The organism is Nocardia harenae NBRC 108248 (genome assembly GCF_001612885.1).
Lineage (GTDB): Bacteria > Actinomycetota > Actinomycetes > Mycobacteriales > Mycobacteriaceae > Nocardia > Nocardia harenae.
This window is the reverse complement of record NZ_BDBH01000001.1, coordinates 337,856-353,822: the sequence shown is the minus strand read 5'-3', so window position 1 is coordinate 353,822 and position 15,967 is coordinate 337,856. Positions and strand designations below refer to the sequence as shown.

The 15,967-nt window shown below is 74.9% G+C and carries 4 protein-coding genes; all 4 read left to right on the top strand.

What is annotated here, in order from left to right; genetic code table 11:
- Positions 1-72 precede the first annotated feature (72 nt).
- A complete protein-coding gene (locus tag NH2_RS01485; RefSeq protein WP_067646900.1) occupies positions 73-1,740 on the top strand; it encodes a condensation domain-containing protein in 1,668 nt (555 codons plus the stop codon).
- Positions 1,737-6,056, top strand: coding sequence for a non-ribosomal peptide synthetase (locus NH2_RS01480; protein WP_067646897.1), 4,320 nt, complete (start codon positions 1,737-1,739; stop codon positions 6,054-6,056). Before NH2_RS01485 ends, NH2_RS01480 begins: the two co-directional genes overlap by 4 nt.
- 225 nt (positions 6,057-6,281) lie before the next feature.
- Positions 6,282-9,878: a non-ribosomal peptide synthetase gene (locus tag NH2_RS01475; protein WP_067646894.1), complete on the top strand. Its 3,597-nt coding sequence runs from the start codon at positions 6,282-6,284 to the stop codon at positions 9,876-9,878.
- Positions 9,879-9,883: 5 nt separating this feature from the next.
- Positions 9,884-15,961, top strand: coding sequence for a non-ribosomal peptide synthetase (locus NH2_RS01470; protein ID WP_067647632.1), 6,078 nt, complete (start codon positions 9,884-9,886; stop codon positions 15,959-15,961).
- Positions 15,962-15,967: the final 6 nt, after the last annotated feature.

The window sequence follows — 15,967 nt, the reverse complement described above, 5'->3', positions numbered from 1 at the left end:
CTCGGACAGGCGATCGGTTGTTCGGATGGAAGCCGGGCGGTCGTCGATTCGCCGCGGCGCGGAAGGATCGCGATGCCAGACTCGCTCGTGCAGGACTCCACCGGCCGGAACGGCGCGGGCGCCGCGGGCAGGTCCGCGCGCCCGGTGCCGCTCGCCCCCGCCCAGCAGGCCGCGCTCCTCCCGGAGCGGCTGCGCCGCAGCCCCGCGGCGAATCTCTTCCTCGCCCTCGAGATCAGCGGCGAGCTCGGTACCGACGCGGTGCGCCGCGCGGTGACCGCGGTGCTGACCGGGCACGAGATCCTGCGCAGCGTCTTCCCCGACGATCGCCGGGTGCCCTACCAGCGGGCCGATGAGCTGCCCGGCTCGGTGCTCGAGCTCGGCGAGCCGGATGCGGGGCACGTGTTCGACCTGGTCCGCGAGCACCCGGTGCGGGTCACGCTGCAGCGCACCGGCGAGCGCGCGGTGCTGGCCTTCACGGTGCACCCGGTGGCCGCCGACGATGTCTCGCTGGAGCTGCTCGCCGAGGAGTTCTTCGCCGCGCTCGACACCGGCGAGGTCACCGGCTCCAGCTTCCGCGCGGCGGTTCCGGCGCTGGTCAAGGGGATGGCCGTGGATCCGGCGACGGACGCCGACGCCGGGTACTGGCTGGAGCGGCTCGGCGCGCTGCCGGAGCGCGCGGTGCCGGTCGAGCCGGGCGCGGCCGCGCGGCACGGCTTCCGGATCGCGCCGGAGGCGCTGGCCGATCTCACCGCGGGGCAGGACCCGGCGGCCGCCTTCGCGGCGCTGCTGGCCGGTGCGCTGAGCACCTCCGGGCTCGGCGCCGATCCGGTCGTCGGGCTGCTCGACCCGGCCAGGGACGAGGCCACCGCGCGGACCATCGGCAGCTTCGGCAACTACCTGGTGCTGCGCGGCCTCGCAGGCGCCACGGCGCCGCGGCAGGCCGTGCTCGACGCCGCCGAGGTGCTCTCCGCCGCGCGGGCGCACGGCTCGACCCGCATCGAGTTCCTCACCCATCGGCTGCGCGGCGCCGCCGCGGTCTCCGGCGGCGCGCTCTTCCAGGCCGCGCTGGTGGTGCGGTCCGGCAGTGCCGTCGCGCACAGCGGGGCCGGGTACACCGCGCGCGAGATCGACCGGCGGCTCGCCCGCCCGCACGGCGTCGACCTGCTGGTCGACGTCCGGCTGGACGACGACGGCGCGCTGGTGACCGTCGATTCGCCCGCCGCGCCCGCCGCGCTGCCCGAGTTCGTCGCCGACCTCGAGCGCCGCGCCCTGGCCTGGGCCGACGGCCGCGGCTCCGAAGCGGGCGTCCCGGGACGGGACGGCGTGGACGTCGACGCGAGCGGCGGCATCACCCTGTTCCAGCCGCCCGCCGGCACCGCGGGCGAGCTCGGCCCCGGCCTCGGCGGCCCGCCGCAGACCGAGGCCGAGCACACCCTCGCCGCCGCCATCCGCACCGTGCTGGAGCTGGACGAGGACGACGAGGTCGGCCGCGAGGACACCTTCTTCTCGCTCGGCGGCGACTCCATCGCCGCGCTGCGGCTGGTCACCGTGCTGGCCGAGCAGGGGTACGCGCTGGAGGTGCAGACCGTGTTCGGCTTCCCGGCGGTGCGCGAGCTCGCCGAGCAGCTGGAGCCGGCCGCCGAGGCGGCACCGGAGCCGCAGCCCGCCGCCGCGCCGCTCAGCGCCTCCGGGCTCGACCCGGCGGTGCTGGCCGCGCTCGGCGCGAAGTTCGGCGCGTGAGCACGGCCATCCTCGACGTCGTCGCGCTCTCGCCGCTGCAGCGCGGGCTGTACTCGGTGAGCGCGACCTCCGGCGAGGTCGACCCCTACCTGGTGACCTTCGCGGTGCGGGTGGACGGCCTCGCCGATCTCGGGAGCCTGCGCAAGGCCTTCGACCAGGTGCTGGAGCGGTATCCGCACCTGGGCGGCGCGGTCGTCACCGACGGGCTGCCGCACCCGGTGCTGGTGATCACCGCCACCGGCCGGATCGGCTGGCGCGAGGTGGATCTGCGCGCCGAGCCGGACCCGGCGGCCGCCGCCGGGCGGCTCTATCTCGACGAGGGGCGGACCAGGATCGACCTGGATGCCGGGCCGCTCTTCCGGGTGGTCGCGGCGCGGGTCGGCGAGCAGGAGTACGAGCTGGTCTGCACCGCGCACCACATCGTGGTGGACGGCTGGTCCATTCCGCTGATCTTCGCCGATCTGCTCGCGCTGCACCGCGGCGAGGGCGCCGCGCTGCCGCCCGCCCCGCCGCTGCGCGAGCACGCGGCCTGGCTGGCCGGCCGCGATACCGAGGCGTCGGGCCGGGCCTGGGCCGAGGCGCTGGCCGGGCTGGCGCCCATGCCCATGATCGCCGGGCCCGCGCCCGCCGATATCCCGGTGCTCGGCGAGGCCAGGCTGTCGCCGGAGCGCACCGCCGCCGTCACCGGCTGGGCGCGGGCGCACGGGCTCACGCTGAACACCGTGCTGCAGCTGGCCTGGGCGCGGGTGCTCGCCGCGCTCACCGGGCGCGACGACGTGGTGTTCGGGCAGACCACCTCGGGCCGGGACGGCTCGCTGCCGAATGCCGATCGGCTGGTCGGGGCGCTGGTCACCACGATTCCGGTGCGGGTCCGGCTGGACGATCGGGCGCCCGCCGCGATCGGCGCCGAGCTGCAGAAGGAGGTCGCGCGGCTGCGGGCGCACGAGTACCTCGGCATCGCGGAGATCACCAAGCGGGCCGGGGCCGGGCAGCTCTTCGACACCCTGCTGGTCTTCGAGAACACGCCGATGGGGGATATCACCGCGCGCATGCCGCTCGGTGACGGCGCCTCGCTGGTGCCGCGGCGCATCGACTCGCCGAGCCACTACCCGATCGCGGTTGTTCCGGTGCTGGAGCGGGGGTCGCTGATCAACCGGGTGGAGATCCGGCCGGATCTGGTGCGGCGCTTCGAGCCGGACGCCCTCGCGGAGCGGGTGCTCGCGGTGCTGGAGCGGATCACCGGCGCCGCGCGCGCCGCCGACGTCGCCGTGCTGCTCGACCGGGAGCCCACGGCGCTGGCCGCGCCGGACGCGGTCGCGGTGCCGGGGGATGTGCCGCACACGTTGCTGGCGACCGCCGAGCGGTTCGGGGAGCGCGTCGCGGTGGTGGACGAGGTCGGGGAGCACTCGTACGCCGAGTTCGCCGCCGCCGTCCTGGTGCTGGCCCGCGGGCTCGCCGCGCGCGGGGCCGGGCCGGGCAGCGCCGTCGCGGTCGCGCTGCCCCGCGATCGCCGGGTCCTGCACGCCCCCTTCGCCATCGGCCTCACCGGCGCCACCTGCGTGCACGTCGACCCAGCCACCCCGCCGGACCGCCTCGCCTACATCGCCGAGACCTCCGGCGCCCGCCTCGTCCTCGCCGACGCCGCCCTCGCCGGTGTGCTCGCCGAGGCCGGGCTCACCCACCTCGTCCCCGACAACGCGGGCGACCTGCGCGAACTCCCCGCCGGAGCCCCACCGGCATCCTCCGGCGGCACTTCCGCTGCTGCGGGCAGCACCGCCCCCGCCACGGGCGACGGGTTCCCGCCGATTCCGGCGGAGAACCCCTTCTACGTCGTCTTCACCTCCGGCACCACCGGCCGCCCCAAGGGCGTCGCGGTCCCGCACCGCGCCCTCCTCAACCACTGGGGCAACCACGAACGCCGCATATTCGCCCCGGAGAGCGCGGCGGCGGGCCGCCCGCTGCGCGTCGGCCACGGCTGGTCCACCGGCTTCGACGCCGCCTGGCAGCCGAGCATCGCCCTGCTCTCCGGCCACGCCGTCGTGCTGCTCGGCGACGGCGAGCGCACCGACGCCGAGCGCATCGTCGCGGCCATCGCCACGCGCGGCATCGATATCTTCGACACCTCGCCGTCCATGCTGAACCGCCTGATCGCGGCGGGGCTCTTCACCACCCGCGACGGCCGCGAACACTGCCGGCTGCGGGTGCTCGCGCTCGGCGGCGAGGCCATCTCCCAGGACACCTGGAACCGCCTGCGCGGCCTCGCCGGCACCCGCGTCATCAACTTCTACGGCCCCACCGAGACCACGGTCGAGGCGCTCATGGCCGATGTGCACGAGCACGAGGCCCCGACCATCGGCCACACCTTCGGCGGAATGACCGCCGAGGTACTCGACCACCGCCTGCGCCCCGTGCCACCCGGCGGTCAGGGCGAGCTGTACCTCTCCGGTGCCCAGCTGGCCGAGGGCTACCTGCACCGCCGGGGGCAGACCGCGGTCACCTTCGTGGCGGGCCCGGCCGGAAGGCGCTACCGCACCGGCGATCTGGTGCGCCGCACCGGCGCGGGCACCGTGGTCTACGAGGGCCGCATCGACAGCCAGGTGAAGATCAACGGCTACCGGGTCGAGCCGGACGAGGCCACCGTCGTCCTGCGCGAGATCCCCGGCGTGCGGCACGCCGCCGCCCTCGCCTTCACCGCGGGCGGCCGCACCCGGCTCGGCGCGCTCGTGGTCAGCGACCGCCCCGCCACCGCGATTCGCGCGGCCGCCGCCCGCAGGCTCCCGCAGTTCCTGGTGCCCACCCGCATCGTGCACGTGGCCGAGATCCCGCTGAACCGCAACGACAAGCTCGACACGCACGCCGCGACCGCGCTGCTCACCGCCCCGGTGGCGACCGGCGCCGCGGCCGAACCCGGCACCGAGACCGAGCGCGCGCTGCTCGGCGTGCTCGCGGAGATGAACGCGGGCAGCGCCGGAATACTGGACAGCCCGGTCGATCTGGGCATCGACAGCATCGGCGTGATCGCCCTGGTCTCCCGGCTGCGCGGCGCGGGCTACCGGGTCGCGGCACGGGATGTGCTCGGCGCGGCCGACCTGCGCGAGCTCGCCGCGCTGCTGGACGGCGCCGGGGAGCCCGATACCGGCGGCGAGGTGCCGGCGGCCGGTGCGGTGCTCCCGCTGACCGCGCTTGCCCTCGAGATCATCGGCCATGGCGGGTACGAGCACCTGACCCAGAGCCAGCTGCTGACGCTCCCGCCGGAGACCGGCCCGGCCGAGGTCGCGGCGGTGCTCGGCGCGCTGGCGACGGCGCACCCGGCGCTGCGCTCCCGGCTCGGCACGGCCGACGGCGTCCCCGCGCTGATCGTGCTGGCGCCGGAGGAGTTCCGGGTGGAGGTCGCCACCGCCGCGCCCGGCTCGGCGCCGCCGCGCGAGCTGCTCGCCGCCACCGTCGACCGGCTCGACCCGGCGGCGGGGCGGATGGTCGCCGCCACCGTGCTCACCGGTCCGGAGCCGCGGCTGCTGCTCTCCATCCACCACCTGGCGGTGGACGTGGTGTCCTGGCTCGTCCTCGCCGACGACCTGCGCGGGCTGGCAGGCGGGCGCGCCCCGCTGGTCGAGTTCGCCCGGGCCGAGGCGCCGATCGCCGCTGCGGGCGAACCGCTTCCGGTGCTGGGGACGCCGCTCGCCGGGCGGCTCACCGATCCGGCGACCGACCGGGCCGCGGACGCGCACCAGCACCTGGCCGAGCTCGATCCGGAGCGCACGGCGGCCTTGCTCGCCCGGTGCGCGACGGGCGAACTCCCGCTGGAGGAGCTGCTGATCGTGGCCTGCGCCCGCGCCTTCGACGGGCTCGCCGACGCGGAAGGGCGGGTGGCGATCACCCGGGAATCGCACGGGCGGCCGGAAGACGACGACAGCAGGCGGGTCGGCTGGTTCACCGTCGAGGAGACGGTGACCGTGCCAGGCGCGGTGGTCGCGGAGTGGGCCCCCGCGGCGGGGCGGCCCGCGCTCGGCGAGCGCTCGACGGCCGTGCGCGGGCAGCTGCGGCTGAACCACCTCGGCCGCTTCGACCTGCTCACGCCGGGCGCAGGGCCGTGGGCCCCGGTGCCGATGGCGGAGTTCACCGCCGAGTTCGGCGTTGCTCAGCACCCCGCGCTGCCGCTGCGCTTCACCGTCGACATCACGACGGTGGTGGTGCGGCGGGCCGGTGCGCCGGTTCTGGTGGGGCAGTTCGATTTCAACGGCGCGGTGCTGAGCCCCGACGTCGCCGCCGCCTACCCGGCGCGCTGGCGCGAGGTGGTCTCCGCGCTCGCGGAGTGAGGCAGCGGCCGGGCAGGGGGGATACGCGACCCCGCTGCCCGGCCCGCCGGTCGCGCGCGGCGGAGCCCACCGCCGTGCGCGCGGTGGACGCGCGGGCCCGGTGAACCCGCGCATGAGTTAGCATTGGAAAAGTTAGGCAAGCCTAGCCTACACCAAATCGGACATAGCAGTCAAATTAGACCGCTGGGTGCGATGTGGGGCGGCTGTTTCGGGTTAAGGAGTCGGATGCTCGGCAAGGTGGAACTGCGCGACATCGTGGCGGCGGATCTCGGTATCGCGCCGGAGGCAGTCGGCTTCGACGACGATCTGGTGAGCCTCGGCATGCACTCCATGCAGCTCATGCGGCTGGCGGCCGGGTGGCGCAGGCGGGGGTACGACATCCGAAGCTCCGCGCTCGCCCTCGAGCCGACGATCGACGCCTGGGCAGAACTGCTCGCCGCAGGGGCCCCCGTGGACTCGGCTGCCGCGGGTTCCGCGACCGCCACCGGCGCGGGCACCGCCGCTGGGGCGGGTTCCACCGGTAGCGGGGCCGTCAATTCCTCCGCGAGCGCGGACAGCGCGGGCCAGGCCGACCCCTCGCCCGAATTCCCCCTCGCCACCATGCAGCACGCGTACTGGATGGGCAGGCGCGGTGACCAGGCGCTCGGCGGCGTCGCCGCACACCTGTTCGTCGAGTTCGACGGCGCGGGTGCCGATCCGGAGCGCCTGCGCCGCGCCGTCGCGCGACTGGTGCGCAGGCACGAGATGCTGCGCGCCCAGTTCCTGGACGCGGGCACCCAGCGCATCCTGCCCGAGCCGCTGACCCCGGTCTTCGCCGCGCGCGACCTGCGCACCGAGCCCGCCGAGCGCATCGAGGCCGAGCTGGAGCGGATGCGCGGCGAGAAGAGCCACCAGCGTATGGACGTGGCCGCAGGCCAGGTCATCGATATCGCGCTCACCCTGCTGCCGGAGGGCGAACACCGCCTGCACCTGGATATCGACATGCTGGCGGGCGACGCGCAGAGCTACCGCCGGGTCCTCGACGACCTCGCCACCCTCTACGACGCCGACGACGACGCCCTGCCGCCGCTCGGCATCACCTTCCGCGACTACCTGGCCGAGAAGGAGCGCACCGCAGCCGATACCGAGGCGGACCGCGCCTGGTGGGCCGAGCGGCTCCCCGACCTCCCCGACATCCCCGCCCTCCCGGTGCTGCCGGAGAACGAGCGGCGCGACCCCGCCCGCAGCGTCCGGCTGCACCACTGGTTCGACGCCGCCGCCAGGGCTGGCCTGCATGCCAACGCGCACGGCAACGGCGTCACCACGGCGGTCACCCTCGCCACCGTCTTCGGCGAGGTGATCGCGCGCTGGTCGGCCCGGCAGCGCTTCCTGCTCAACGTCCCGCTCTTCGCCCGCGAGCAGCTGCACGACGACATCGACGCGGTGGTCGGCGATTTCACCAACTCGGTGCTGGTCGAGATCGACGCCTCCCGGGTGGAGCCGGTGCTCGACCGGGCCCGCCGGGTGCAGCGCGAACTGCACACCTGCGCGGCGCACGCCGAGTACGAGGGGCTGGACGTGCTGCGCGACCTGGGCAGGCTGCGCGGCGCGCCGGTGACGCCGTCGGTGGTCTTCACCTCGGGGCTCGACCTCGGGGAGCTGTTCTCGGAGCGGGTCACCCGGGTCTTCGGCACGCCGGTGTGGATCATCTCGCAGGGCCCGCAGGTGGATCTGGACGCCCAGGTGGCGGAGCTGGACGGCGGGCTGCTGGTGAACTGGGACCTGCGCAGGGACGCACTCCCCGACGGCGTCGCGGAGACCATGTTCGCCGAGTTCCTGCGGATTCTGGAGGCGCTCGCCGCGCCCGGCGCGGACTGGTCGGCGCCGCTCGCGATCCCGCTGCCGGCGGCGCAGGCGGCCGTGCGGCGGGCGGTGAACGACACCGCCGAGGAGCTCGGGGAGCGCACGCTGCACCACGCCTTCTTCGAGCTCGCGCAGCGGCATCCGGAGCGGACCGCGCTGCTCCGCGCGGGCGGGCTCGCCACGAGCTACGGCGAGCTGGCCGGCCAGGCGCTCGCCGTCGCGCGGGCGCTGACCGCCGCCGGGGTGCGGGCAGGCGACACCGTCGCGGTGCTCGTGCCCAAGGGCCACCGGCAGATTCCGGCCGTGCTCGGTGTGCTCGCCGCCGGCGCGGCCTATCTGCCCATCGGAACCGACCAGCCCGCCGCCCGCCGCGACCGCATCCTCACCCGCGCGGATGTCCGCGTGGTGCTGGTCGACAGCCCGGCGGGGCAGGGCGCCGAGCACTCCACCGCCGCGCAGCTCGGCACCGTCCCGGCGCGGGATGGGAATCCGGCCACCGGCATCGCGCTGCCCGCGGAGATTACCGCCATCGATCTCATGACGGCGCTGAGCGGCCCCGCCTTGGACGCCCCGCTCCCGGCCACCCCGGACAGCACCGCGTACGTCCTCTTCACCTCCGGCTCGACCGGTGAGCCGAAGGGCGTCGAGGTCGCCCACCGCGCGGCCGCGAACACCGTCGACGCCATCGCCCGCCGCTTCGGCATCGGCGCGGGCGACCGCCACATCGGCCTCTCCGCCCTGAACTTCGACCTCTCGGTCTACGACATCTTCGCCCCGCTGAGCATCGGCGGCGCCCTTGCCTGCGTGGCCGGGGCGACCGAGCGCGACGCCCAGGCCTGGGCGGCGCTGATCGCGGAGGCCGAGGTCTCCGTGGTGAACGCCGCCCCCGGGCTGCTGCAGATGCTCGCCGATGTCGCCACCCCGGCGCAGCTGCGCTCGATCCGCCTGGTGCTCACCGGCGGCGACCGGGTCCGCACCCGGCTGGCCGACCGCTTCCGCGCGGCCGTCCCCGGGCTGCGCTTCGTCGGCCTCGGCGGCACCACCGAGACCGCCATCCACTCCACCGTCTGCGAGGTCACCGACGACTTCCCGGCGCACTGGGACAGCGTGCCGTACGGCACCCCGCTCGCGAATGTCGCACTGCGCGTGGTGAACCAGCGCGGCGAGGACTGCCCGGATCTGGTGCCGGGCGAGCTGTGGATCGGCGGCGCGAGCGTGGCCGACGGGTACCGCGGCGATGCCGAGCGCACCGCGGACCGCTTCGTCGAGCACGGGGGGCAGCGCTGGTACCGCACCGGCGACCTGGCCAGATACCTGCCCGACGGCACCGTCGACTTCCTCGGCCGCGCCGATCACCAGGTGAAGATCCGCGGCTACCGGGTGGAGCTCGGCGAGGTGGAGTCGGCGCTGGCCGGGCTGCCCGGCGCGGGCGAGGCGGTGGCGCTGGTCACCGACTCCGGCCGCCTGGTCGCCGCGGTGACCGCGGACGGCTCCGCCGCCATCGATCCGGCGAAGCTGCGCGACCAGCTCCCCGGCTACATGATCCCCGAGCACGTGCAGGTGCTCGCCGAGATCCCGCTGACGCCGAACGGCAAGCTCGACCGCGCCGCCATCCGCCGCCTGCTGGTCGCGGGCGACCTGGCGGCCGCCACCGCCTTCGTGCCCCCCGCCGACGAGGTGGAGGCGGCACTGGCCTACATTACCGCGCAGGTGCTCGGACTGGAGCGGATCGGGGTGGAGACCGACTTCTTCGACGTCGGCGGCGACTCCATCCTCGCCACCACGCTCACCGCCAAGGTGCGCGGGCTGCTCGCGGTGGACGGCTTCGGCGTGAGCGGGGTGCTGGAGAGCCGCACGGTGCGGCGGATCGCGCGCGGGCTGCTCGACGCCGAGCCGCAGCCGGGGCGGCTCGCCCAGGTCGCGACGATTCTGCTCGAGCTCGCCGAGGTGAGCCTTCCCGATCCCGCGAGTGTGGTGTGAATCCGATGAAGTCACTGGACGACCTGCAAGCGGCCATGCAGGCCCGGCTGGCCGCGGCCGGGCTCGACACCGGCACCGGCCCCGGCAAGCGCCGCGACCCCGAGCGCGCCGCGCTCTCCTTCGGGCAGCGCTATGTCTGGGCGCACCAGCAGATCGCCCCGGAGAGCACCGCCTACAACCTGTGCCTGGCGCTCACCTTCGCCGGTGCGGTGGACGACGCCGCGCTGCGCGCCGCCTTCCTGGCGCTGCCGGAGCGGCACGAGGTGCTCCGCACCACCTACCACAACGACGAGCAGGGCGAGCCCTACCAGCGCATTCACGCCGTGCTGCCGCCCCGGGTGCTGATCGAGGACCACTCCGGCCTCGACCGCGCCGAGGCCGAGCGCAGGCTGGCCGCGGCGGTGGCGGCCGAGGCGCACGACACCTTCGACCTCGGCGCGGAGTCCTCGCTGCGGCTGCGCTTCGTCCGGCTGGACGCGAGCACCCTGGTGGTGGTGCTGGTGATCCAGCACATCGCCTGGGACGGCATGACGCTGCCCGCGCTCTCCGCCGACGTCGAGCGGTACTACGCGCAGGCGCGGACCGGCGGCATCACCGTCGAGCCGCTGCGGCTGCAGGTGGCCGACTTCGCGGAGTGGGAGCAGGAGCGGTTCCGCGACGGCGCGCACGAGGCGGCGGCCGAGTTCTGGGCGAGCCGCTTCGACGGCGAGGTGCCCGAGCTGGCGCTGCCGCACGACCGGCGGCCGGTCACCGTCACCGAAACCGGCGCCCGGCTCGACCGCTCGCTCGGCACCGCCGCCGATACCGCACTGCGCGCGCTGAGCGCCGAGCTCAAGGCGACCCCCTTCCAGGTGTTCCTCGCCGCCTACGCGGTGGCGCTGCGGCAGCTCACCGGGCAGCCGGACCTGGTGATCGGCACCACCGTGGCCAACCGCGAGGAATCCGGGATGGACGCGCTGATCGGCAACCTCAGCAATATGCTGCCGCTGCGGATCCGCGACATCGAGAGCGGCCGGGACTTCGGCGATCTCGTCGCGCAGGTGCGCACGGTGACCACCGAGGCGTTCCGGCACAAGCAGTTCCCGCAGGAGGAGATCGTCCGCGCGGTGAACCGCGCCACCGGCAATGTCGGCTCCAAGCTCTTCGACACCATGGTGCTCTTCCTGCACCAGCGCATCGACGGCCCGCGGCTGCCCGGCGTGCGGACCAGCTGGGAGCTGGCCGACCACGGCGCCTCGCTGCTGCCCGTCGCGGTGGAGGCGTTCATGCACCCGGACCGGGTGGATGTGCAGATCACCTACCGCACGGACCTCTTCGACGAAGCCACCATCGGCAGGCTGCACGAGTACCTCGACCACACGCTGGCGCACGCCGCCGCCCGCACCCCGCTGGACGCGCTGCTCACGCTCGCCCCGAGCGATCGGGCAGCGCTGGCGGAGTGGTCGCGCTCGCGGCGGGTGCCGATCGCGGCGGAGACCGTGGACGCCATGATCCGCGCCTCCGCGCTGGCGTACCCGGAGCGGATCGCGGTGGTGTTCGGCGAGATCGAGCTGAGCTACGCCGAGTTCGATGCCGAGGTGAACGCCTTCGCCCGGCTGCTGCGGGAGCGCGGGGTCGGTGCGGGTGATCGGGTCGGGGTGTTCGCCGAGCGCAGCGAGCGGCTGCCGGTGATCTTCGCGGCGATCCTGCGCACCGGCGCGGTCTACGTGCCGGTCGACCCCGGCTACCCGGCCGACCGCATCGCCTACATGCTGGCCGATGCCGAACCGGCGCTGCTGGTGCGCTCCGCGCCGCAGGCCGTCGCGGCGGGCGCGGTGCCGGTGCTCGACGTCGCCGACCCGGCGGTCGCGGCCCGGCTCGCCGAGCTGGACACCGCGCCGCTCACCCCGGCCGAGCTGGACCGGCCCATTCACCCGCTGGACGCCTCCTACCTGCTCTACACCTCCGGCACCACCGGGCGCCCCAAGGGCGTGGTGACCCCGCACCGCGGCGTGGTGAACCACGTGCAGTGGATGCGCGACTTCCTCGGCTTCGAGGCGGAGCGGATTCTGCAGAAGGCCCCGATCGGCTTCGACGTCTCGGTCTTCGAGCTGGTCAACGCGCTCTGCACCGGGTCGGCGACGGTGCTGCCGCCGCCGGACTGGTGGCAGGCCGATGTGGAGGCGTTGGCGGGGATCATCGACCGGCACGCGATCACGCAGATCTCGCTGGTGCCGAGCGTGGTCCGGGCCTTCCTGGACAGCGGGCCGGACCCGGCGCGGCTGGCCTCCATGCGCTTCGTGTATCTGGGCGGCGAGGCGGTGCCGCCGACGCTGGTGGCCGAGGCGAGCCGGGTCTTCGGCGGCCGGGTGCTGGGGCTGTACGGCCCCACCGAGGCGTCGATGGACATCATGCACGAGGACTTCGCGGGCGCGCTGGCCCGGCCGGAGTGGTTCCGCTCGGCGCTCATCGGGCAGCCGGAGTGGAACTCCGACGTGCACGTGCTGGACGACCGGCTGCGGCCCGCGCCGATCGGGGTCGCGGGCGAGCTGTACCTGGCCGGGCCGCAGCTGGCGCAGGGGTACCACCATCGGCCGGGGCTGACCGCGGGCACCTTCGTGGCCTGCCCGTTCGCCGACGAGCCCGGTGCGCGGATGTACCGGACCGGCGATGTGGTGCGCTGGCATCCCAGCGGCAGCCTGGAGTACCTGGGCCGCGCCGACGACCAGGTGAAGATCCGCGGGCACCGGATCGAGCTCGGTGAGGTGGGGTCGGTGCTGCGGCAGGTGCCCGGCATCGGCTCGGCGGCCGCGGTGGCGCACCGCTGGGACGCCGACGTGGCGCTGGTCGCCTACTACGTGGCGGAGCCGGGGTCGGCGTACGCCGCCGGTGACGGCGCGGCGCACGCCGCCGCGCTCCGCGCCGAGCTGGCGCTGCGGCTGCCGGAGTACATGATCCCGGCCGCGCTGGTGCGGCTGGACGCACTGCCGCTCACCGCCAACGGCAAGCTGGACAAGCGCGCGCTGCCCGAGCCCGACCTGGGCGCGAGCAGCGGGCGGGGGCGCGAGCTGCGCGGCGCCGCCGAGCAGGCGGTGGCCGCGGTGCTGCGGCAGGTGCTCGGCATCGCCGATGCGGTCCCGCTCGCCGCCGAGGACGACTTCCTCGCGCTCGGCGGTGATTCCATCAGCGCGATCCGGATGGCGTCGGCGCTCAAGAAGCGTGGGCTCGCCATCACCACCAGCGCGCTCTTCGAGGCGCGGACCATCGCCGCCATCGCGGCCGCCACCGGCGCGATCGCCGAGTCCGGCGGGGCCGCGCTGGTCGAGGTGGGGGACGGGACCGGCTGGATCCCGCTGCAGCCGATCGCCGCGCTGCTCACCGAGCAGTCCGCGGCGTACGCCGGGTACAGCCAGGGAACCGCCGTCGTCACCCCCGCCGACGCCGATCTCGACCGGCTCACCGCCGCCTGGCACCGGGTCCTGCGCGCGCATCCGCTGCTCCGCGCCCGCCTCACGCCCGCCTCGCCCTCGGGGACCGACCCGCTCGGGTACCTGATCGCGGCCGCTGACCCCGAGCTCCCCCCGGTCCTCGACATCACGATCCCCGCCGCCGAGTGGGACGCCACCGCGGGCGCGACCCTGCACGCGCAACTCCGCACGCTGAGCGCCGATTTCGCGCCGGCCGACGGCCGGATGGCAGCCGCCGCCTGGGTGCACCCGGACGACGGCGGCGCCGGGCGGTTGCTGCTGGTCCTGCACCACCTGGTGGTGGACGGCGTCTCCTGGCGCATCCTGCACGACGACCTGCGCACCGCCTGGCAGGGCGACCCGGTCGATCCCGAGATCACCTCGGTGCAGACCTGGAACGCCGCCCTGCACCGGCTCGCCGTGCGCGAAACGGTCACCGGGCAACTCCCGTTCTGGCGCACAGTGCTCGAGCCGGAGCCGCCGCTCGGCAGCCGCCCCTTCGACCCGGCGGCGGACCGGGTCGAGACGGTCCGCGAGGTCACCGCCGAGCTGGACGCCGACGACACCACCTTCCTCATGACCACCGCCGCCACCGCTTTCGGCTGCGACTTCCTCGACATCCAGGTCGCCGCGCTCGCCGTCGCCACCGACCGCTTCCGCCGCGCCAGGAACCGCGGCACCGGCGCCATGCGCCTCACCATGGAGCGGCACGGCCGGGCCGAATCGCTCTTCGCCGGCGCCGATCTGGCGAACACCGTCGGCTGGTTCACCACCACCTACCCGGTGACGCTGCGCACCGGCGGCGACATGGTGGACGCGGTGCGCGCGGTCAAGGAGCAGCTGCTCGCGGTGCCGGACAGCGGCATCGGCTGGGGCCTGCTGCGCAGGCTCAACCCGGCGACCAGGGCCGAACTGACCGGCCCCGAACCGCAGATCGGCTTCAACTACATGGGCCGCTTCGAGGTGCCTGCCACCGCGCGGGACTGGGACGCCGCCCCTGAGTTCGGCTACCTCGGCGGCCATGCCGACCCGGCCATGCCCGCCCCCGCGCTGCTCGACGTGAACACCGTCGCGCTGGTCGACGACGCGGGCCCCGCGCTGCGCGGCTCCTTCCGCTACGCCTCCGGCGCGCTCACCGAGCCGGAGGCGCGCGAGCTCGCCGACCGCTGGGCGGGCGCGCTGCGCGAACTGGCCAAGACGGTGCGCGAGGACCCGCGGCGCAGGCTCACCCCGAGCGATGTGCTCGCCACCGAGGTCACCCAGGCCGACCTGGACCGCTGGCGGGCCGGGTACGGCGACTTCGCCGACGTCTACCCGCTGGCCCCGCTGCAGGCCGGGCTGTACCTGACCGCCGTCAGCACCGCGGGCCGGGATGCCTACACCGTGCAGACCACCATCGGGGTGCGCGGCGCGCTCGACGTCCCTCGGCTCGGCGCCGCGCTGAACCGGGTGCTCAACCGCTACCCGAACCTGCGCGTCTCGTTCGCGGTCTCGGCGGCGGGCGAGCCGTACGCCATCGTGGCCGACCGGATGGAGTTCCCGGTCGCCGAGCTCGACCTCACCGGCAGGCCGGAGCTCATGCCGACCTTCCTCGACGCCGACCAGGCGGGGGTCTTCGACCTCGCCCGCGGCCCGCTCATGCGCGCCACCGTGGTGCACCTGCCCGGCGACGAGCACACCCTGGTGCTCACCTCGCACCACATCCTCACCGACGGCTGGTCCGGGCAGCTGCTGCCGCGTGAGATCTTCGACGAGTACGCCCGCCCCGGCGAAGCCGAGCCGCTCGGCAACCCGGGCACCTTCGCCGAGTTCCTCACCCTCACCAGGGCCCGCGAGGCCGCGACCGAGGCGGCGTGGGAGCGCTACCTGGAGCCGGTGCGGCCGTGCCTGGTCGCCCCGGCGCGGGTACCGGGCGGGAGCGCGCCGGTCATGCACCGCTTCCCGGTGGAGCCGGAGGTCGCGGACGGGCTGGCGGCGCTGGCCGCCGAGGCGGGCAGCACCGTGAGCGCGCTCTGCCAGCTGGCCTGGTCGAGCGTGCTGCGCGAGGTCACCGGCGAGCCGGGCACCGTCTTCGGCGAGGTGGTCTCCGGCCGCCCGGCCGACCTGGACGAGGTGGACAGCGCCGTCGGCTGCTTCGTGAACACCGTCCCGGTAGCGCTCCGGCTGGACGCCGAGCGCACGTGGCGCGAGCTGCTCACCGGGCTGCAGCGCAGCCGCATGGAGCTCATGGAGTACCAGCAGTACCGGCTGACCAGCGCGAACAAGGCCGCGGGGGCGCGCAGGCTGTTCGACAGCATGTTCGTCTTCCAGTCCTACCCGTCGGGCCGCGAGGAGCTGGTCCGGCTGCTCGCCGAGCGGCAGCTGGAGCTGGTCTCGTTCGAGGGCCGCGGCGCGACCGACAACGCGCTGCTCGTCATGGTCTTCCCGGCCGACCTGCTGTTCCCCGGCGAGCCGCTGCAGGTCGTCGTCTTCTACGCGGAGGACTCCTTCGACGCCGGCGACGCCGAGATCATCGAAACCGCTTATCGCAACACGCTGCGCGCCATCGCCACCACGCCGGACCGCACGGTCGGCGACACCGAGGTCCTCGACGACGAGGACCGCGCGGTGCTGGTGATGCGGCGGATGTGGCAGTGAGGCAAG